We start from the raw sequence: 21,475 nt of genomic DNA on the forward strand, positions 1-21,475 counted from the left end.
CGCCTGCCCAAGCTGTTGGCGGCGGCATAATCACGCCCGGACTCCGCCTGAACGGCGGCTCCGGGCGGCTCGGAGCGCGAAAAGGCGCTCCATTCTGACAAAAACGGGCGCCGAAACGCCATTTCCAAGCCTCAGCGGAGGCAAAAAGCCAAAATATGTTCGTTTTTCCGCGTCCTGTTAGAGCGCGGATCAAAACCTCCCCTCCGTGGGCTCAAGCCATTGAGTTTGCTCAGCCCACGAGAGGTTTTGATCGGCACTCTTAATCCGGTCCAACTTGCTCAAGAACCAGTACGGGACTCAAAGGTCTACGGTCGATCGCCTATCACTTTAGCGGAAGCACACATCAGGTGTTTGGCCAGTTCTCCAAAGAGTGGGTCCGCCGACAATTCCCAAAAAGAACAGTAACCATCCGGCGAGTAAGTAAGGGTTGAAATGTGGTGATAAAGTGCTAGTATCAGGCTGGAGGGTGCTATGGCCACGCGCGTTGTCCGGAGCAGTGAAACATCTAGTTTATTAAACTGCTTGGCCATTGTGTTCGCCATCATAATTGGCACGGATCCGGCGGCTGCGCAGATGTTTGGCGGAGCGACAATATCGCAGCAGACTCAAGGTTGGTGCAGCCCGACTACAAATGGGGTCAACGGTAACGTTACAATTATCTGTAACGGCATTGATCCTCGTGCATTGCAACGCATGAACGAATTACTCGACAAAAAAGATATTGAGTTGAATGAACGAATCCGAGAGGCTAATCAATGGGCGCAGAAGTATCAAGATCTACAGATGCGACTAGAACAACAGGACAATTATGATGCATTGGCGCGAGCGGCCAAAGAACTTCTTCACGAAGGTCTTCTTGGAGAAGCAGGGGCTGTGCTTGACCGCGCATTGAAACAAGATGATCAAAACGTCAGAAAAGCCGCAACAAACGATTTCAATCGCGCCGAGATCTATTCCCTTCAACTTGAAGACCAAGAGGCGCTCCCACACTACGAGAAGGCATATAGTTACGAAAATGATAACTTAGTTTATAAAACATCTTATGCTGACGTCTTGATGCGGCAGAGGAGATACTCCAAAGCCGGATCTCTCTATGAAGAGTTGCTGAAGGATTTGCTTCAAGTTCGTCCATTAAAGTCAGAAAGTGACGATGAGTTTTTCGATCTGCTCGCATGCGTGCAGAATAACCTAGCCATGATATACCGGGAAACTCAACGCTTACATGACGCCGAAGTAGCGTTCAAAGAAGCGATTTTGATTAAGCGTTCCCTTGCCAACAGAAACCCCGAGGCCCATCAGCCCGGCTTGGCTTTGTTTCTTAACAACTTAGCCATGGTCTATAGGGACACTCAACATATGGTTGATGCGGAAGCAACTTTCAGTGAAGCATTATCTATCCAACTTAAAGTGGACAGTAGAGAATCCGACATCTATCAGCCTGCTTTAGCCGTGTTCCTCAATAATTTATCTTTGGTTTACAGAGACACTCTGCGCCTGCAAAGTGCTGAGGAAGTGTTGAAGAGAGCAATGGCCATTCAGCGTATCTATGCTGAACATGAGCCAAAAGTTTATCAGTCTGGACTCGCTTTGATCTTGACCAATCTGGGTACAGTTTACCAGGAAATGCAGCGCCTAGAGGATGCTGAAATTGTCTACAATGAGGCGCTGACCATCCGACGCGCCCTCGCTAGTCATAATCCTGAAGCACAGCGGCCGGACCTAGCATTTCTGCTGAACAATTTAGCGGTGGTCTACGGATATACAGAACGACTTGACCTAGCCGAGGAGGCAGCAAATGAAGCGTTGAGTATCCAGCGCGCTCTTGTCGCAGAAAATCCAGTCGCACACATGCCTAACTTGGTTACCTTTCTTAATAATATGGCCGCTATTTACTTTTACCGTGAACAATACTCAGATGTTGAACAAATTCTCAAACAAGCGCTAACCGACATTCGTGTCCTCATGATCCGTAATCCCGACGCACATATTTCAGTTTATGTTATGACCATAAACAATTTTGCCAATCTATATTTTGAAATTCAGCGTTGGAAAGATGCTGAGTCGCTCCTGAGTGAAGCGCTGGGGATCCAACGAGACGCAATTAATCACAACCTTGATGTCAACCAGCGTTATCTCCATGCTACTTTGATGAATCTGTTAAACGCCCACTTGCATACGGGCAATATAACCAAGGCAGAGATAATATTGGATGACGTTATTGCTAGAGAAAGAACGTTGTCAAACTTAGCGCCTGAAGAATATTTGCCTTATTTAATAAGAAATTTGCGATCCATAGGCTTTTTTTGCTTGGTTCATCATAAAGATGGTGAGGCTGAAGAACATTTCAAAAATTCAATCTCTGCGTCCCGGAGGTTGGCCGAAATAAATCCTGAAAAGTATATGCGCTACGTTGCAGAGTCTTTGAGATTTCTTGCGGGTTTCTATAAAGATAATCAAAGAACGGATGAAGCAGAGATCGCTCTGAAAGAAGTAGCCATTGTCCAACGCTCTATTGATGAATCAAAATCCACAATGAAAGATAACAAATAAATACGTTCTTTTGATACTTATTGCTATTTGATACAATAAGTCGCTTTATGTGGAAGCGAGGTTGGTGCCATGCGGAGAAATAAGAGTGAAGCGTTTCCAATTATACGAGCATAAATTAACGCGTTCCTTGCAATTTGCAAATTACCATTATACAATGGTGGTGTTTCGATCAACTCTCTTTCAATGCTGGTGTTTATTGTAAATAAATAAGTACTTTATTGGTAGGGGTGTAGTGTTTTCCAACAGAGAGGAGGCGAAAGATGGGAAATTGGCTTGCAATCGCACAGGGCGAAGTTGGACAGCAGGAAGTTCATGGCCCCAAGAACAACTCCCGCATTGTTGAATATGCATCATGCACCTCACTAGGAGCAACAGATGATGAGACCCCCTGGTGTTCCTCATTTGTAAACTGGTGCATGATCCATAGCGGTATCTCAGGAACGGGGTCTGCTGCAGCGCGATCCTGGCTGAAGTGGGGGGTTCCCTTGGATGAACCAAAAGTTGGCTGTGTGGTTGTATTTCGCCGGGGCACGTCACCGCAATCTGGTCATGTTGGGTTTGTCCTTGCTGATAATGGTCAAACCTTGAAAGTGCTTGGCGGCAACCAGAGGAATCGAGTTTGCGTCATGGATTACCGAAAGAGTGAGGTTCTGGGCTATCGCTGGCCAACTTCGGGCTGAGCCTTGGTCACTCCGAGTAGATTTCCGCTACCAGTACTCAAACCAACGAAACGAGGGATGAGACATGGCTGCGCGTACATTCAGGAGTCGTGATGCCGCCACTCCAGTCAGCCGCTTGGCTTTGGTGCTGGCGTTCGTGTTCGGGGTGGCGTTTCTGACGGCACTGTTGGCGTTGGTCATCACCTTTCCTAACCCAACCGCCCAACAGTTCGAGGTTTTCCGTATCATCATTGCCTTGGCAGCCGGCGGCGTCGGAGCCGTCATCCCCGGACTGCTTGACCTGCGCATGAGCCTGGGGACGAAAGTGGCACTGCGGGCTGGCGGAGCCTTGGCGGTGTTCGCCGTGGTCTATTTCTACAGCCCAGCCCGCTGGATTGCGGAGGCTCCAGGACACACGTCTGGTCCGATCATTCAGAGCACCAGTGGCGACTGTGCGCCAACGACGGCCAACGTCGGTGGCGGAGTCACTATCTCCTGCACGCAGACCGGTAGGGCGCCATGAAGAGAGGGCTGTGCCTGGGCTTCGTCCTGCTATGCTGGATGTCCTCGGCGGCCGCCCAAATCGTCGTCGGGACGACGACCAATCAGACCACAGAGGGGTGGTGTGCACCGGCCACTGCCAATGTTGCCGGCAACGTGACGATCACCTGTCATCGCGTCGATCCACGAGCGGTGATGCGGCTGAACGAGTTGCTCGACAAGAAGGATCTGGAGTTACAGGACAAGGTCCATGTGACCATTCAGCGCGCCTTTGCCGGTGTCGCCCCTGAGGCTCACAGGCGCCAACTGGTGAAGTTTCTCAACAGCCTCGGCGACTTCTATCGAGAGCGTAACCGCATGGATCAGGCGGATGCACGCTATCGGGAAGCCAGAGCGCTTCAGGGGGATTGAGCGTCGCTACCTTCCGGGAGTTGAATGAGTCATATCTGTAAATGAATCGCGAAAATGCCGCTTTACACGACCCATTTGTCGGGCCCGTCCAACGCCCCGAAACTCCCGGTTTTCGCCACCCTTCCAAGCCACCAAGTTACCCATGGTTCACATGCCGAAAAGTGGCTTGGCCGGTTTTGTGCCCGCGGAAAGCCGTGTAAACTGTTGTTTGGAATGTGCGGCAGGAAGACGGCATGAGCAAGTTTCTCGACGACATCGACCGGCTGCTGGCGGACAGTGAAGACGAGGAGGTCGGCACCGTTCGCCCGGCGTCGAAGGCCGGCATCGCAACCCCGGCGTCGGGAGCGGTCAGCCCGAGGCTGATCGAAGCGATCGCCGCGGCGTCGGCCGCCATCGCCCGCCTCGACGAGCGGATCGCCCGGTCGCCGGAGCACCTGCGCCGGGGCTGGCTCGAGCGCTGGCACTGCGTCACCGCCGCGGCTTCCGCGCGCCTCGACGGCTTTCTGGTCGATCCGTCGACCTTTACCTCGACGCGGCCGATGCCCTCGGGAGCATGGGCGACGAACACCTTGCGACCGCGCAGCGGGCGCTGGCCCTGGCGCGCCGGGCCGCCGGCCGATCGCCACGTCACCTTTATACACCCTTGCGCTTGATGAGTCTGGCCCGTGTGCGCCTGCGCCGCGATGGCCGGGCCGCGGCCGCCCGCGACGAGGCTGTGGAAGCCGCGCGCGCCGCCGGCCTTGCCGACGAGCGCCTGACCGCCCTGTTCGCCCATCAGGTCGACCCGGAGGTGGCGCGCGAACGCCTCGCCGCCGCGCTGGACCCCACGCAGGTCTGGCTGTGGGCGGAGCAGCCGGCGCTGCTCGGCGCCGCCCAGTTGCTGGCACGCTGGCACGCCTGCGGGGCCGCTGATGTTCTTGGCGGTGCCGTCGGCCGTGTGCTCGCCGACAACTGGTTCCGGCGCCGGGGCCTGGCGTCGTATCCCGTCGGCGGCATCGCCGTCGGATTCCAAGGGCACCGGTCGGATTACAAGCCGGCCGGCAGCCTCGCCGGCGACGCCTGGACGGTGGTCTTCGTCCGCGCGGCGGAGCGCGCGGCGCTGGCCGGGCTGGCCCTGCACGAGCGCATCGAGCGGGCCGAAGGCGCCGTCCTGGAGCGCTACGCCGCGGCGAGGAAGGACACGCTGGCGCCGCAGATCGGGCGCGTGCTGGCCGCGCGGCCGGCCGCCACGGTGAGGCAGATCGCTGAGGCGCTCGGGGTCAGCGACGAGCCGGTGCGCCGTCACGTCAACACCATGCTTCGGCGGGGGCTGATCGTCGAGATCGCCGGCCGGCAGAAGTGGCGGGTGATCGCGCTGGTGCGTTGATGAGGGAGCGGCGGGACGCGGCGGCATGATCCCGATGGCCATGCGCCGAAAATTGGCTGTGTCGCGGCTTCGGCGGTATGGTGTTGCCTGAGCCGCGACAGGGAAGCCTCGTCCTTCAGTAGGAGGAGGATGTCATCCACAGGATGCCATGGCGAAGCGGATAGTCGGACAAAGCGAAGCGTGAGGGTGAGCACAGCATGGCAAAGAACGTTCTGCCGGACGGCTACGCCGAGTGGGCTGAGAGCATAAAGGCACGCGTTCAAGCGGCTCAGACGCGTGCCGCGCTGGCCGCCACCAGGGAACTGATCGTGCTCTACTGGGAGATCGGCCAGGAGATCCTGGACCGACAGGAGCGACAGGGATGGGGTGCCAAGGTCATCGAGCGGTTGGCCGCTGACCTGCGAACCGCCTTCCCGACAATGAAGGGCTTCTCGCGCACGAACCTGCTATACATGCGCTCCTTCGCGGCCGGCTGGCCTGACCGAGAAATTGTCCCACAACTTGCGGGACGATTGCCGTGGGGGCACAATCGAGTCCTCCTCGACAAGGTGGGCGATGCCGACGCGCGCCGCTGGTATGCTGCGGCCGCCATTGAGCATGGTTGGAGCCGTGACATGCTGGTGCACCGGATCGAGCACCGGCTGCGCGAGCGGCTGGGCAGCGCTCCCAACAACTTCGGCGTCACGTTGCCGTCGCCGCAGTCCGATCTGGCGCGACAGACCTTTAAGGATCCCTACCTGCTCGACTTCCTCACGCTGGCACCGGATGCGCGTGAACGGGATCTCGAACGCGGTTTGCAGGAGCACCTCAAGAAGTTCCTCCTGGAACTCGGCAAAGGCTTCGCCTTCATGGGCACGCAATACCCGCTGCAGGTCGGTGACCGCGAATTCTATATCGACATGCTGTTCTTTCACACCCGACTGATGTGCCACATCGTGATCGAGTTGAAGGTCGGCGAATTCAAGCCCGAGCACACCGGCAAGATGAACTTCTACCTCAATGCCGTGGACGACCTGCTCAAGGGGCCAGGGCACAATCGCAGCATCGGTCTGATCCTGTGCAAGGAGAAGGACCACCTCGTTGTCCAGTACGCCCTTCACGGTGTCGAGACGCCAATCGGGGTGGCCGAGTACGTGGTCGGATCGCCGCTTCCTGAGACGTTGTCCGACATGCTGCCGACGGTCGAGGAATTTGAGGCGCAACTCGGCGAGGCGTCATCCCCGGAACCGCTGGCGTCGTCTGGCGGTCATGATGAGGAAAGCAAAGCCGAGGACCGAAATGATACCCCGGAGGACTTCGAGTGACACTGTTCTGGAAGATCGACCAGAGGATACGGGGAAATTCCATATGCTGGATGGAATTGAAATGAGCAAACTTCTGCACTACACGGGCTGTGGACTCGAATACGTCTATCTTTCTGGAGGGTATAAGGAAGAAGAGATGGGCGGAGACATTTATATCTCTGTGCACAATTCCGAATCACTTTACAACTCGATTGCCGAGGCCATAGTTTCCTCACCTTATGTCCTGAGAGGGCAGGAGGTTCGTTTTCTGCGGGGGAGACTGCGTCTTTCCCAGGAGGGGTTCGCCGAAGCCCTTCGTGGATGCAGCCGGTCGACGGTGGCCCGCTGGGAAGCCCAACGCAACGAAGCCATCGATGAAACGGCGGACGCCGCAATCCGGTGGCTGTATGTGCGAAAGATGGCGAACGACCAGGAGGTTATCGCGACGTTCCAGAGGCTTCGTGAAATAGAAGAGGCCGAGTACGGTCAGAAGTCGTCCTTTCCGGATAGCGTTTTCGAATCCACCGAACAGGGGTGGGAATTGAAGGCGGCGTAACATCTGCGCCGGAGTTGTCGCATGACTTTCACCCAGCAGGATTTCGAGAACGTCCTCAGGTCGATGGGGGACATCACGCCAGGTATGTCCCCTCCCTTCCCGTGGCCGACGATCCCGTGTCCGGATGAGGTTTTGTCGTTTGGATCGCTCGAGGTGCAGGACTGGAGTTCCGCTCAGCGGCGCACCAGCCAGCGTGCCGTGATCGTCGTGATCGAATCGCCTCACGAGAAGGAATTCACGTTCTCGACGGACAATGACTGGCAGGCCAACGGGCCGCTCCAAAGACGCACCTCCTTCCTCAATCATTTCAAGGCGCGCGTCGGAAATGCCTCAGGTGTTTCACCGGATGGCTTTGTGTTCCTGATAAATGCGGTCCGGTTCCAGTGTAGTCTCGGCAAAGCGATGCAAGGAAAAGAGAAAGTACATCGCCAAAACAGCAAGGACAGGGATGCAAGGTTCCGCCAATGCTGGGAAAATGGTGCCGATCAGGACTTCATTGAGCGCATCACCGACATCTACCGAGACGATGACGTTATAGTGAATGCGTGCACCGGCACACAATTCGGTGTGAGAAGGCGGAATGGTGGCCCGCCCGATGATTTGAAGTGGATGGTGGAGAACGCGATCATGACCGCGCTCCCGAACCACCGTCCGCCGGTTGCCTATCGTCGCGGGAAGAAGGAGCGCCTTCTCGTCAGTGACATCGGCACCTATCATCCGTGCAAATGGCTTGGAAATGACAGGGAAGCGATCTGGCCCCGATCTTCCTGATCGAACGTGGCAGCACCCGGCTTTCTGAAAATCAGGTACTGCGCAAGCGCTCGGCATATCAGTAGATCCTGCCTGCTTACCTTTCTATCAGGAAGTCTACGACTTGAAATTCTGCGCACCCAACTTTCGGGACTTTCTGCGAAAAATCATACAGCGCATCTTGTCCGTTTATCTCTTCCGTTTTCATGAGTATTTTCGCGAGCATATCAACGCAGTTCCATACATGGTCTTGTTTCATGAAATAACTGGCGGCACCAACATAAGCCTTGAACTGTCCATCATGCCCCAATGCATGAAGATGAACTGCAGCATTCTGCTGATCTCCAAGGTGACCATTAAGGTCTTCATCGTGGGCGACGCCGAGTTTTTCGGCGTGTAAAAAATCGGCGGCCAAGCCGGCGGCCGCGACCAGAGCCCCGCCTCTGTGCGATTCCGTCGTTGGAGGATCGGGGACTTTATACTCCGTGTGTCCCTGGCTGTCGGCGTTCGCGACGCAGGTCACCCTGGTCACCCTGAAGCCGTTGGCCATCGCCATTACCGCGTGACCGGCCTCATGATAGGCTATGATGGCCGCTTGCTCTCTCGACATAGGACTCTCCGGTGAACGCTGGTTGTGGGTGCATCAGTTGATGAGATTGCCGGGTTCGAACGGCATCAGCCGGCTTCCTTCGCGGCGACTGTGAACCACTGCTCAAGGGGCATGCGCTCCCGGGATGGCCGGCCAGGCACCGTCAACGGTCCGCCCAGGATCGCCTCTCCCCGGCGGACCCAGCGATGTATCCCGAAGGTGGCCTGGCCGGAGCCGATCCCGGGGCCCGCCCAGTGCCGTTGCAACGTTTCCGCCGACAGCGTTGGCGCGAGAACGCTTCCGCACCGGCTGCAGGTCTGCACCGCCACGCCATCGCGAACCTGGAACCATGGCAGGGGCAAACGCCGCTCGGCGCTGCGGCGAAGCGAGTCCGCGATGTCGAGCGGAAGAAGCCCCGCACCATCTTGCCTCGTGCCGAGGATCCGGGCGAAGGCGGGGGCCGGCCGGTCGGCCGCGGTCGCGGCACACCAAGGGGCGATGACCGAAGCGGCGCCGCAGTGGCTGCAGAAGACCCGTTCCAGCACCAGGGTCAGGGAGAAGGTCTGGTCGGCGATGAATTCCCAGCCACCTTCCAGGATGTCCTGGACAAAGCGATCGAGTGGAACGGAATCGTCAGGCGCCGGCAGGGCATAGACGGCGTCTTCCAGCCAGCCCAGCAGGATGGCACGGCGCCTCTGGCCGTGCGGCAGAGGCGGGGCGGGCATGATGGAGAACCAGACGGCCATCTCGACGCCGGCCTCCTTCATTGCAGCGCTCGCGCTCTTGATCTCGGCCTCCTGCCGGCCGGCCGCCTCCGGCCCCGGCAGGCTCGTCAGAACGGCAATCGCCTTGCGGGCTGACGGGCTGTTCACCAGGAGGATCCCGTCGTCGCACCGGCTCGTGTCCACCGGCCATCCGGTGGCAGCCGCACCACGGATGAGGCTGTCGATCGCGGCCTTGCGCTTGCGGACGGCATCCCCGTCGGGTGGTGGCGACAAGGCCATGATGCGGCTCTTCCAATCGTCCGGCGTCGAAACTCGACGCCCTTTGGCCAGACCGATGGCCTTCGGCAGGCGCGGGAGGTCTCCCCGACGCAACAGGGGGCCGACGGGGATCTTCCATCGCCCATGGCGCACCTGCAGGTCACCGCAGGCATCCAGCACGCCTTCAGATCCACCGGTCAACAACCGGGTTCCGCAAATGCACTCCGTCTCCCGCATCCTTCCGATCCCGTATCGTGGCGAGACCGGCTCCACGTCATCCTGGGACCAGGCTCTCGGCGCCGGCACAACAGCGATTCCGCGGCCGAGAAGATCATCCTCCTCTCCAAGATGCAGCGCCGCATAGGCTTCCACCCATGCGATGCGGCCACAGGACGGGCAGGAGGCCGGCACCGGCAACAGCGTGTAGGGGAGGAGGGTTGACGTCTTCACGACGAGCGAGCCCCGCGTGAGGTCCGCGACGAAACGGGTGAGCGTCATCATCTCGCCGTTGACGGACACCAGCGGCGGCGAGCCGCCGGTCATGGGCATCTCGAGGACGCGTTTGGCGAAGCCTGGCCGATCCAACACTGGGCTCAGGAGGAGTGCCGTGCCATCTGGAAACTCGCGCATCGCGCGCTGTGCGAAAAGGCGGCAGAGCGGCAGCGCTTCATGGTCGATCGCCAGGAAAAAGGCGATAGGCCGGCCGCCTGGCCCCTCCTGCCGCAGGACGATGTCCGCCATCCATTGGCCGGGATCGTCGCCGTCCCAGGATTCGCCCTTTTCGTCCAGAGACGCCTTCCAGCCCGTCTGACCATAGATCGCGGCCTCGATCGCCGAGAGAGCGGATTGCCGTCGGACCCGGACGTCCAGGAACGGCTGCAGCAAGCGGCTCCGGCTCCGGTCGATGATCGCCGAGAGCGGGATGGTTGCATCCGGTGGTGTCGGCGGGAGATGCCATCCGTTGGGCAGCAAGGGGTGCCCCCGTCTCCACCAGCCTCCGGCCGAAAGAAGGATGGTACCGTGCCGGTCCTCGACGACGTGCTGCGCCTTGCAAAGCCGCTCTGGCGTGAAGGAAACCGATGCGCGCAGCCGACCGGCACAATAGGGGCAGCGCATTCCCTTGCGTGGCGGAGCGACGATCCGGTGCATGCTCCAGGCCGTCCGTGCGAGGGCGGTGTCCATAACATCCAGCGAGCACGCAGCAAAGATCGGTCCTGGCGGGTAGGTCGGGTCCGCCTCCGCGGGGAAGGCCGCCACACAGGCTCCGTTCAGGACATCCCGGCCGCAGTCCAGACAGACCGTGAGTTCCGGGATGATGGCCGCCGGAGCGGCGATCGGTTCCCGGCAATGCCAAAGGCCCTGCAGGAATTCGCCGACGAATTGCTCGACAGGGATCCGTGGGTCCTGGCTACGCCCGCGGCCGACGGCAACATCCGCCTTCAGTTCCGTGAGGTGAATCGGGAAGATCGGAAGATCGGCTGTCGACCGATGGGGCTGGACACCCTTGTGGCCGGCGAACCAGACCCCTTCGACCCCTGATCGGGTGTAGACAGCCTGGCGTCGCCGGTATTCCTCCAGGGTCTGGTGGGACATCTGAATTTCCAGAGCGACCTGCCTGTCGCCGCGGATGCACAGAACGTCGGCACGCCACTTCTCGCCACCAGGCGCGATGCCCTTTCCCTCGATCGCCACCCTCCACCCGGCCGCCTGCGCTGCGACGGCGGCATCGGCCTTGATCGCCTGATGCTCGAGGCTTTCGCTCTCGGTTCCGCAGTCGCGTTCGCCATGATGCCTGACAAATCTGGTCCCGTTCGGAAGATCGACGGGAATGGCCGCGGCATCACAGCAGGCCATGCGCAGACCGAGCATCCTCCAGTCGTCCTTGAGGTCTCGCCAGGATCCCGGAGAATACCAGCCGACATGCTGGATGGTGTCCGTGTCGTCGCAGAAGATGAAGGGCATCGCTCTTCGGTTTTCTTGTCAGGGATGGAGGCTGAGCAACTGCTCCAGGACAAGATTCCAGTCTTTGCCCCGTGCTCCGAGCGCTGTTTTGAACAGGCGCCGCCCGACGAGATCGACCATCACTCTGTGCGCGTTACGGACATGGGAAGGATCGTGGGAAATCACACCCAGGGGCACCGGATATCCAGTGCCGCAGGCCAGCGGGGTGTGGACCAGCGCCACGAAGAAGCATCCGGGGACCAGAAGCATCTCGAACGAAGGCGGAAGCGACCGCAGACCGCCATCATGCGTGAGGATCGTGTCGAACAGCGCCGAATACCGACGGGCAAGATCCTGCTCGTTCTGGGATACCAGAATCACCTCAAAGCCATCGGCCTCTTCCCGGTGCTCGGCGCTAGTCCTGGGTGAGCCGCGCTCGCCGGCATCCGGGCTCGGGCGTCGAAGTTGGCTCCGCATAATCTCGACAAGACCCTTCATCTCCGCCGAACATCCCCAATGGGGAATCGAGGGTTTCCACCAGATCGCGGCCGGCGGCCGCGCCGATCCGGGCTGCGCCGCCTTCCATCGGGAGATCGTCTCGACGATCCGCTTCCGGTTGGCCGGTGTCCAGACCGTGCCGGCGACACGCAGGGTCGATGCCTTGCCGGAAGCGTCGGACTGCATCCGTATCCGGTCAAGCAACGCCTCCGGGTCGAAGCCGTCCCGCGACAGGAAGGGCGAGACCTGATCAGGCGCACACTCGGCCAGGAGACGGAACGCCTTCTCCGTCGAGTCGTCGGAGACGACAGTGCTCTCCAGCAGATCGGTGCAGGCACGGACCACGTCCGAACGCTCGCGCAAGGCTGCCGCGGACATCCAGTTGCCAAGGTCCGGATTGACTTCGTTGTCCTCGGTCAAACGGACGCTGACGGGCACCAGGGTCCAGACCCGATCACGGGGCTGCACGTCGTCGACGCTGTAGAGATGCTTGATCGGGTCGTTGATGTTCCTCCGGTTTGCCTGGATTTCGTCAAAGGTCCGATGGAAGACCTTGCGTATCCGATCCACCGGTGACGAGACGGTTTCCTCGTCCGTCACCTTCAGCAGCGGGAAGCCCCGTTCGAAATTGCCAAGCGGCCGGTGACGCGCAGCCTGAAACGAAATCAGGTCGAAGGTCTCCCATGCATGCGTCGTCTCGACTTCCCCGATGCGAGGTCGGCCGAAGCCGTCATCGAACAGTCTGCGCCCCTGCGCCGACAGGTGAATTCGCCCGGTCTTGCGTTCGACGAATCCCAGGTCATGGGCTCGATTGATGACGTAATCACGCTCCGTTACCGAAAACCCGAAGAAGTCTCCGATTTCCGGTTCCGAAAGATCATCGATCTCGTAGAGCAGCCGCAGCAGAAATTCGATGGGCAAAGGCACATTGCTGAGCACGGCCGCCTTGTAGCGGATGCTGTATACGCGACACGGCAGGCGAACATCCAGGCGGTTGAGTTCCAACGCTCCGTCGTTTTCCCCGTCAACGTCCTCCGCGTCATCGAAGGGATCCCCGAAATCGGGGTCGAATGCCGATGCTGACATCGTCCGTTACCTCTCCTCCGCATCGTGGAACGCGGCAAGCCCTTCCGCTTGCAAGCCGCGCACCTTGCTCGCCACCGCCGCCATGGGGCTTCCCGCCGGCCAGCCTTTCGACGTCCCGACGATGACGAGGCGGTCCATGGCGCGAGACAAGGCGACGTTGATCCGGTGCGGCTGGGACAGGAAGCCCTGCTTGATGGTCTTGCCGGCGTCGCCTTGCGGACCGTCTTCGTTGTTGCGGACCAGCGACAGGATCACCATCAGGTTTTCCTTGCCCTGGTAACTGTCGACCGTATCGACCCGGATCGATTCGCGCAGGGCGGGGCTGATCCTCGCCGACAGAAGGCTTTTCTTGATCAGATTTACCTGGGCTGTGTAGGTGCAGATGATCCCGATCGGATATTCCAACGGCTTGTCCGCAGCCCTGTTCGTCTGCAGCCATGCCTGGAAGGGCTCATGCCGGTCGAGATCGCGCAGCAGCCGCATGACGGCGCGCTCTTCGGCGGTGTTCTGCCGGCTTTTGGAGTGCTTCGCCTCGGTGTCGAAAGCCCGGGCGCCGGCTTTTGCCGTGTCGATCCACACCACGGCCTTGGACAGGTTCCCGGGCCAGGTCCCCTCCTGGACCTTGGGGGCTGCCCGTCCGTGCTTCAGCGGCGAGTCCCGGTAGAAGACCTCCGACACCAAGCGTCCGATCGGCTCGATCATGCGGTACTGGATCCGAAGCGTCTGGCCGACGGCTTTGCCGTACGGTGACGTGAAGGTGCGCTCGAAATCGCTGCGACGGACTTCCTCCCGCGGAATGCCGATGCGCTTCGCCGTCTCCGCGACGTATTCGCCCACATGGAAGGGCGGCAGTTGCATGTGGTCGCCGACGAGAATGACACGCTTGCCGGACTGCATCGGCACCGCCAGTTCACCAGCCGTGCAACGGGCGGCTTCGTCGATGATGACGAGGTCGAAGTTGGACTTGAGGCCGAGCGAAAGGCTGCCCAATCCAACGCAGGTGCCGCAGACGATCTGCCGCGTGCCGACAAGAAACTCCTCGAAGTTGCGATGGCGCGAGCCGACGTGACCGATCCAGTCGTCCATCAGGTCGACGGCCGAGACCAGGCGGCGCAGTTGATCCGGCATGATGGGCATTTGCTGCTTGCGGGCGAGCGCTTCGGCGAGGATCTCGAAGGTGCTCGGTTCCCCAAAATCCAGGACTTGCTTCTTGCGCACCGGGATGTCGCTCTGCAACTCATCCTCGGCATCGGGGAAGTCGTCGTCGTTCAGAGCCTCGGCGACCCATTCAGAGTCGGCCGCATCGTCGGCGGTAGCGGCATCCTGGCCGGTTGCATCCTGGCTGGCACCTTCCAGACCTGCGTTTTCGTCATTGTTGATGAAGACCTGGGGAACCGCGAGGTAACCGACGGCGGCAATCTCGTATGCCGACAAGCCGATGTTGGCGAGCAGCCGGAACACGGTGTCCTCCAGTTCGGCCTGTTCTCCGCTTCTCCGTCGGTTGCGGTCATTCTCCGGCCTCGGACCGTGCTTCTGCTCGCTGGCCAGGGCGCCGAGTTTCTTCAGGACGGGCCGGACCGCGGTCACGAGATGGTGGAAGGACTCCAGGTAGGATGTCCGCAGCCCGAGCCGCTCTCCAACCACCATGATCTTTTCCTTGAGGCGAGCGCGGAACTCATCGCGGTAGCGCTGCTCCAGGCTGTCCTTATGATAGGGGCGCACCGTATCGGACAGGTCGTTCTTGTACCCGACCCGGACCAGGCTGATGGTTTCCCCGGCTTCCGCGAAAAGGTCGATGACACCCTTGGCGGCGTTGTCCACCGCTTCGTGCGCTTGGCTCGCCAGAAGGATGCGACGGGCGCCGCCCACGGTCAGCGCGTGGTGGATGATGGCCGCGATGAAGGTCGTCTTCCCCGTTCCCGGCGGGCCTTGAAGAAGGCCCAGCGGGCCGGTCGTCCAGAGGATCTGGAAGGCTTGAACCTGGGATTCGTTGAGGCGGTATCGACCTTCGAGGTACTTGCCGTCGGGCACGGCCGCACCCTTCACGCTTATGGGCCAGACTGAATCCCGGTGGGTGAAGTGGTCCACCAGGTTCTTGATGGCGGCATCGCCGCCGAGGATGCGGGTGATCGCACGTTCCCGTCGGTTGCGGCTTTCTATGGATTTCCGGCTCTCGAACCGCAGGCGGTTCCCCAGGGCGAACAGGTTCGAACCGTCGAAGGATCGGTAGCGGGGCGAGTCGATCGCGGCCAGGTTGCCCCGGGTGGCGCCGACATCCAGCACCCCGACATGCACCCAGTCGCCGTGCCGGTTCGGTGTCTTCACACTGACCCGGTCGTCGGCATCGAATTCCAAGGCTCCGTGCAGCATTCGGCAACGGATAAGGATGAGTTTGCGGGAGATGGAAAAGTCGACCTCATGGTCGATGAGCGCTTCGACCACGTCCTCCAGTTCGACGTCCATGAGCGTGCGCCACAGACCCGCGACATCGACGGCCGACGACCCGGCCGGCGGTCGGCCGGTCGCTGCGGCTTCGGCCTCTTCATCCAGGTTGAAGTCGGTATCGAGCCCGCCTTCGATCCCGGTTTCCTCATCCGCAACCGGCTCCGCAGTCTGCCCGCCTTGGCGCGACTGGAGTTCGGCGGCGACCCCCGGCAAATCCAGCAATGGGCGCACGCTTTCCGGGTCGGTGAACATTCCCCTCTGGAAGAGGATGGTGGCCGCGACACCGCAGCAGCGATGACGCTGCGCCAAGCCGACCTCGTCCTGCGACAACGCGAGTGCAGACACCCGCCAGGGCCGGCCTTCGCGGGTGAGGTGGATGGCGAGGCGGGCGTTGGCCCCCGTCACCGTCACCATCCTCTCGCCCACTTGGCGCCGCACGCCGATGTGGTATTCGCCGGCATCCGGCCGCAGCAGGAAGTCGTCGGAGACGTCTTCGGGGATGGCGATGGTCAGGACGAGCCCGCCGTTCCCGCGAGGGCGCCGCAAGGCGCTCAAGGCATCCGCGAGCGGTGCCAAGGTGGCGAAGACGGGTTCCTTTTCCCGGCAGGTGCCGAATGCCTGCGCCAGGGGAGCCAGGCTCTCCGGTTCCAGTTCGCACCGCTCCAGCAGTTTCTCGGCGATCACCAGCACGCCGCACCGGTCGCGTTGGAAAGCCGTGGCAGGTTCCCTCGGTGCGTATTCCAGGGTGTAGCGCTCTCCTTCCCCCGGTCCGGGCAGGTCGACGACGTCGATCAGAACCGGGGTCACCGCGACCGCCCCCCCACCGTCGGAAGTGCCGCCAGGATCGGCGGCGGCATCCCGCGGTGGACAGAGGATGTTGGCCGGGGACAAATCGCCATGCGCCAGATCCTGGGCGTGCAGGCTATCGACGATGCCGATCAGGCGTAGCAGAAAGTCGACGATCGCCGGCGTGCCCTGCAAGGGGCCGGTGTCCTTCGGGGCAGTCAACAGGTCCTGAAGCGACGGGCCTTCCACCCAATCCATCACGACGGCCACGCGGTCGAGAAGGTAGGAGACTTCCCGGATGGGACAGATACCATCGAGGGCGAGGTCGGCCAAGTCCCGGGCTCGTTGGCAAAAAGCGAGGAGCCGGGAGCCATCGGTCCTTTCTTCCAACCAGTTCACACGGTTCCACAATTTTACCGCAAGTTGGTCACCGTCTTCGACGGAACGGTAGAGCCTGCCGCGTTCGCTGGACGAAATCGTCTTGAGGGATGGATATGTCTCCATGAACTCGATCAGGTCTGCGTGGGTGCGGAACCGATGCAGGCGTTCGAGCGTCTCCGCGTCCGCCTGGAGCGGCTTGGTCGCCACGTTGAAGGCGTCCAGCATGGCCTGGGCATTGGGGAAGCGTTTCCTGACCTCGGGTTCCAGCGCCTGCTCCAGCCAAGGATGGAGGCTGGCAAACGAGCCATTCGGATCGGCGGCGGGGTCCCATATAGCGCTTGCGCCTTGAACAGCGTCCGGCTCACGACCAAGCAGAAGCCGATGGGCGACGCAGCCGAGCAGGAAGACGTCCTTGGCGAAGGGGCTGCTCACCTGCCCGGCCTGCGTTTCCGGATAGGACACTGGCTTTGCCAGCAGGGAGTACCGGTCTTCTGCAATCGTCCTGCCTTCGGGAATGCGGGCGGCGAACAGGTGGGAGAAGCGCACGGTGGACGGCAGTTCGACCCAAACGCTGTGGTCTCCGATGTCGCAGTGGGAGACGTCGAGCGCATGCATGCGGGCGGCGTTGGCAAGCATGGTGCGCACTAGGTCGATGCGCACGTTCTTCGCCATCGTCCGGCCCTCGCCGGACAAGAAACGGCTGAGGCGCTGGGTTTGGCGCCGGCGCTCGAAGATCTCCCAGTAGCGCAGCCCCTTCTCCGGGTCGGTGACCTTCTGGCGGAGCAGCGCATATTCCATGTCCTGGCTGCGCTCCAGGAGGTGGTTCAGCACCGTCCGTTCGCGACCGATGATGCCGGCGCGCCCTTCGGCACTGTAGAATTTCGGGTCGCACTTGGAAAAATCCCAGTACCGCAGCAGGCCGCTGGTATCGGCGGCCTCTGTCTCCTGGGCATCGTACTCGGCATAGATCTCGCCATGCCGGTAGATGACATCGGACACCACGCGATAGGCATCGAAAATCCGGTTGCGCGGCTTGAAGTAGTTTCCGCTGCAGAAAATCTGGTCGAATCGCGCCTTCCAGGGACCGCCCTTCCTGGTCAGTGCTTGTTCGGGTTTCGTTACCCCCCGGTTCGTCAGCGCCCGATTTCTCTTTTCGACGTCGACGATCATCTTGCAGAAATCGTCGATTCCGAAGACAAAACGACGTTCTCTTTCATGAATCTTTCGGAAGTCGACCGCTCCGACCATGATGACACAGGAGTCGATCCGTGGCACGGCGTCCTTGACGCGCATATGAGTCAAGTGTCGGTTTATCATGCTGGAAAGGACGCGCGCATTATTATTGATTTTATGGACCGGCGATGCCCCCATGTCCTTGTTGTTTTGATACCATTTTTGGCCATCCGACGCAACTTGACCACCCCACTCCTTGATGTCGGCGATGACGATGCGGTCGTCGAGCACGATGACGACATCGATCTCCTTGGGGGTGATGTCTGGGGTGGCAGCCTCCAGGTTGGCATAGCCGTACCAGTGTGGCGGCAGCAACTTCGACAGCGTGCCGATGCCCGCCACCTCTCGGTGGTGGATCCCTTCGGCCTTGAGGGGAGTGATCAGCATGCTCTGTCTCTGGCTGCGATGCAGCAACAGGTGGTAGGCGGCTCTGGTTCGTTGGATAATGGATGCTGTCTTGGTTTGGTGGCAATAGTTAAGATTGTGCTCTCCCGCCTTCTATGGTCGGAAAAGTCGATGTCTGCAGTGCGGCTGACATCTGGCAACGGAAATGTTGTCGCGGAAAGACTTTCGGAGGCAAGGAGGGGCTGCTGGATGACAGCCCTTCCCTGGCTCTCGCGTAGATCATGCCGGCGTCGGCGTGAACGCCGCGTGGATCGGCCCCCCGTTCCAACCTTCAAGCCGTGCCAGAAGTCGGTTGGCTTCCGCGCTGTCGTCCAGGTCGAGGCCCTCGAGCCGCGCCGAGTACGTGGGCTCATCGGATCGATCGATCTCGAAGGTCGGCTCGACGGTGGCGTCGGAAAAATGCAGTACAAGGACAGCGCGGAGTTGGGGTTCTGCTTCGATGCCCATGCCTATCAGTTCCAGACTATCCTCGTCGTAGTAGCGCTCGACATACCGGCCAATGAGCAGGTGGACGCCCTCGGCATGCAGGTCATCAAGGAGATCCCGGAGCCGGGCCAGCGCCGAGAAACGTTCAGTCGGGAGCATCCCTGACACCTGCGTGATGACGTTCGCAACGCGATCCAGCACGTCGGCCTTTTCCAACGTCATCACCGTCCGCGATGCGGTTGGTCCAGCGATGCGGTCAGCCTCTTGGACCACCTGCAACAGCGCCTCCTCCGGAAACTCCTTCAAGGGCAACCGGAAGCGCTGCAGGTGCGCAACGATGCGCTCATGGGCGTGGTCTCGCAGATCGAGGCTGATGTCGCACCCGTTGATGCGCTCCATAAGGTCGACGAAGTCGTGCACGGAAACGCCGAGAAGGTCAGCAACGATCTCAACGACCTCCTTACGGGTCGGCTGGCCGCGCAGCAGACTCTTGACGTTGCTCAGGCTGCAGGACACACCACGCTCCCTTACCGCCGCGGCCAGCGCTTCGTTGGTGAACGCCTGGTTGGGATGGGCCGCATTGAACCGGCAGATGGCCGCCCTGACCTTCTTTTCGTTTACCGGGACCACACCATTCCGGTAACGCCGAACCCGCTGTTTGTCTGCCATTGCTTGTCTCCATATCGTCTGATGACGAGCGGATATTCGCGTGACATCGCCACCCAAGCCAACTGGGATGAGGGGTTTGTCAACGCTCTTACCAGGTCGAGATAGGACGATATGGGTCGAGATAACGCCACACTGCCAGGAAAGAAGCGCCAGGGCCAAGACTGCCTCCTCCGCTCCCGGGGCGGTTTCCCCAACGGACCAGTCCTGTATTCCACCAGCGTCAGCCGAATGGGTGTCTGGGTCAGGATGTTGACGGCCGTCCCCACCTCCGCAAAATTCACGTTGGAGTTGGAAACACATTGGGGACGACGTGAGCACGCAACATGGAATGCAGCCCCTTGAAGGGAAAGCCGCTTTGCGCAGGATTCAGCACCAATGAAGCCTTTCAACGGCTCTGCCGCCTCTCCGATATGGTTGATAGGCGATTCAAATCCGGGGCCATGGGCGCTGAAGTTGAAGTTCCCGCTCGACGACAGACACCCGACACGGCACAGCATCTGGACGCCAGTCTGGGATCGCATCCAGGATCGGGTTTTCCGCAGTGGGGCACTGCGCCTCGATGACCAGAACCTGTTCGTTCGCAATGCTGTCGCAGACGCCGCGGTAAAGCCGCGGCCGACCGCTTTGGACTGGACGAACACGGAACTGTTATCTTCACTTGAAGGGTTGAGAACAGACCTACAGAGTTTTCAGCCCGCGCTCGTACTTGCCTTCGGCCAGTTCTCATACGAGTTTGTCCGGCGCGCGCTCAACATCACTCCCGCCTACCCTTGTAAGCATTGGGGACTAGGGAATTTAAGGCGAGCATTCGATGATGCTATCGCCGGATTCGACCCCAACGGCACCAATGTTGTACCTCTACTACATGCGACCATCGCCCGTGGCAAATTCCTGGATGCTCACGCGGCATTCGGAGGCCATTATTTCAACCATGTCGGCGACGGTCTGGCGGGCCTTTTACTGGCCCGCCTCAGGGGCGCTCCGGTCTGGATCAACAGCCCTCCTTCCGCTCCGGATTCCAGAGGTCCCAGGCAGTAAATTGATCAGAGATCGTCCTGGGTCACCGCCAGTGCCGGCCATAATCGAAGAGCCTGCATAACAGCGTTCCGGTTTGGGGTATGCTCATTTTCGATGTCATCAATGATGCCTTGCGCTCGGGATCGGCTCAAGATTGATTGGTGAACTGACAATAAGGAGTGTGTTTCTTAACAACATTACTGTGATGGAACCAAGCCGCTGCACACTGATGTTTCCTTGAATGACGCGCTCCAGCCGCTCTGACCCGCACCATAGGCACGCGAATAGTACATCGGCAGGTACCCACTTATGTTGGCATAAGCCCAGTTCGTAGACATAGGGTAATCATTGTAGTCGACAAATTTTCCGCCTTTGCATGCAAGCCCTCCCCACCCCCAAATTGTTCCTCCGTTTTCAGTTGAAGATCGATCTTCCACAAATAGATAGTAAAGGATTTTCCCTTCTGGAATTATTACCTCATCTGCAGGTATCGTCACTGTATACGTTTCTCCCGCCTCCCCTCCCCCCTGACGAGACGTCTGGAACTCCGACCAACTTGCTACGCACCCACATGGTGTGGCTGGGGGCCCAGTCACCGGAGGCGGCACTTGCGGCGGCGGAACGCTCGTCGCCGGTGGATCGACGATCACGGGTGGCGCAACCCAGGGGCTTGGCACGTTCCCTTGCGTAGCCGGCACCGTCGGTAGGGTGATGGCGTTCATGGCCGCAGTGATGGCAGCCAGTTCGTCGAGGTAGCCCTGCTTCACCGACGAGAATTCGGTGCCGTCACAGGACCAGCCGGCATTACCCCTCCAATAAGAGCACCTAACAAAACGGCATTTGGGCGGTTGAGAGGGGTATGGCTTCCCCTCTTGTATCCGACGCCCTTTGGGCGCTGATTGAACCGTTGCTCCCACCGGAGGCGCCCAAGCCGAAGGGC

15 protein-coding genes and 1 pseudogene are annotated in these 21,475 nt (G+C 60.1%); 11 read left to right on the forward strand and 5 right to left on the reverse strand.

Going from position 1 to position 21,475, the window contains the following annotated elements:
* The first annotated feature begins 471 nt into the window (after positions 1–471).
* From VH569_RS34085 to VH569_RS34125, 9 genes are all read left to right on the forward strand, one after another.
* A complete protein-coding gene (locus tag VH569_RS34085; RefSeq protein WP_423321581.1) occupies positions 472–2,550 on the forward strand; it encodes a tetratricopeptide repeat protein in 2,079 nt (692 codons plus the stop codon).
* A 260-nt stretch (positions 2,551–2,810) separates the two neighbouring features.
* Positions 2,811–3,230, forward strand: a complete 420-nt coding sequence (locus tag VH569_RS34090) for a TIGR02594 family protein (protein WP_423321582.1) — start codon at positions 2,811–2,813, stop codon at positions 3,228–3,230.
* A gap of 64 nt (positions 3,231–3,294) precedes the next feature.
* Positions 3,295–3,732 carry a hypothetical protein gene (locus tag VH569_RS34095; protein WP_423321584.1) on the forward strand — a complete coding sequence of 146 codons (438 nt, stop codon included), beginning with the start codon at positions 3,295–3,297 and terminating at the stop codon, positions 3,730–3,732.
* Positions 3,729–4,121 (forward strand): hypothetical protein, encoded by a 393-nt coding sequence (locus VH569_RS34100; protein WP_423321586.1) that lies wholly within the window; start codon positions 3,729–3,731, stop codon positions 4,119–4,121. The genes VH569_RS34095 and VH569_RS34100 overlap by 4 nt, the downstream gene beginning before the upstream one ends.
* 233 nt (positions 4,122–4,354) lie before the next feature.
* Entirely contained in the window at positions 4,355–4,774 is a 420-nt protein-coding gene (locus tag VH569_RS34105; RefSeq protein ID WP_423321588.1) for a hypothetical protein, read from the forward strand.
* A complete protein-coding gene (locus VH569_RS34110; RefSeq protein WP_423321589.1) occupies positions 4,774–5,487 on the forward strand; it encodes a winged helix-turn-helix transcriptional regulator in 714 nt (237 codons plus the stop codon). The genes VH569_RS34105 and VH569_RS34110 overlap by 1 nt, the downstream gene beginning before the upstream one ends.
* A gap of 197 nt (positions 5,488–5,684) precedes the next feature.
* Positions 5,685–6,791, forward strand: coding sequence for a PDDEXK nuclease domain-containing protein (locus tag VH569_RS34115; protein ID WP_423321591.1), 1,107 nt, complete (start codon positions 5,685–5,687; stop codon positions 6,789–6,791).
* Positions 6,792–6,852: 61 nt separating this feature from the next.
* Entirely contained in the window at positions 6,853–7,326 is a 474-nt protein-coding gene (locus tag VH569_RS34120; protein ID WP_423321593.1) for a helix-turn-helix domain-containing protein, read from the forward strand.
* A gap of 21 nt (positions 7,327–7,347) precedes the next feature.
* Complete coding sequence (locus tag VH569_RS34125) at positions 7,348–8,097, forward strand: hypothetical protein (protein ID WP_423321595.1); 750 nt, start codon at positions 7,348–7,350, stop codon at positions 8,095–8,097.
* A gap of 76 nt (positions 8,098–8,173) precedes the next feature.
* Here the strand turns inward: VH569_RS34125 and VH569_RS34130 are convergent, their stop codons facing one another.
* The 5 genes from VH569_RS34130 to VH569_RS34150 all read right to left on the reverse strand — a co-directional run bounded on the left by VH569_RS34130 (position 8,174) and on the right by VH569_RS34150 (position 19,518).
* Complete coding sequence (locus VH569_RS34130; protein ID WP_423321597.1) at positions 8,174–8,686, reverse strand: hypothetical protein; 513 nt, start codon at positions 8,684–8,686, stop codon at positions 8,174–8,176.
* Between the two features lie 65 nt (positions 8,687–8,751).
* Positions 8,752–11,610 (reverse strand): hypothetical protein, encoded by a 2,859-nt coding sequence (locus VH569_RS34135; RefSeq protein WP_423321599.1) that lies wholly within the window; start codon positions 11,608–11,610, stop codon positions 8,752–8,754.
* A gap of 18 nt (positions 11,611–11,628) precedes the next feature.
* Positions 11,629–13,173 (reverse strand): hypothetical protein, encoded by a 1,545-nt coding sequence (locus VH569_RS34140; protein WP_423321603.1) that lies wholly within the window; start codon positions 13,171–13,173, stop codon positions 11,629–11,631.
* A 6-nt stretch (positions 13,174–13,179) separates the two neighbouring features.
* A complete protein-coding gene (locus tag VH569_RS34145) occupies positions 13,180–18,405 on the reverse strand; it encodes an AAA domain-containing protein (RefSeq protein ID WP_423321605.1) in 5,226 nt (1,741 codons plus the stop codon).
* Positions 18,406–18,642: 237 nt separating this feature from the next.
* The gene (locus VH569_RS34150) at positions 18,643–19,518 is read right to left on the reverse strand and encodes a hypothetical protein (RefSeq protein ID WP_423321606.1); all 876 of its coding nucleotides are present in this window, start codon (positions 19,516–19,518) and stop codon (positions 18,643–18,645) included.
* Between the two features lie 375 nt (positions 19,519–19,893).
* Here VH569_RS34150 and VH569_RS34155 point away from each other — a divergent pair, with 375 nt between their 5' ends.
* Positions 19,894–20,556: a hypothetical protein gene (locus VH569_RS34155; protein WP_423321608.1), complete on the forward strand. Its 663-nt coding sequence runs from the start codon at positions 19,894–19,896 to the stop codon at positions 20,554–20,556.
* An 838-nt stretch (positions 20,557–21,394) separates the two neighbouring features.
* Positions 21,395–21,475 (forward strand): annotated as a pseudogene (locus VH569_RS34160) (IS5/IS1182 family transposase); the annotation flags it as partial.

It is taken from the genome of Azospirillum sp. 11R-A (assembly GCF_049472615.1).
In the GTDB taxonomy this organism is placed as follows: Bacteria; Pseudomonadota; Alphaproteobacteria; order Azospirillales; family Azospirillaceae; genus Azospirillum; species Azospirillum palustre.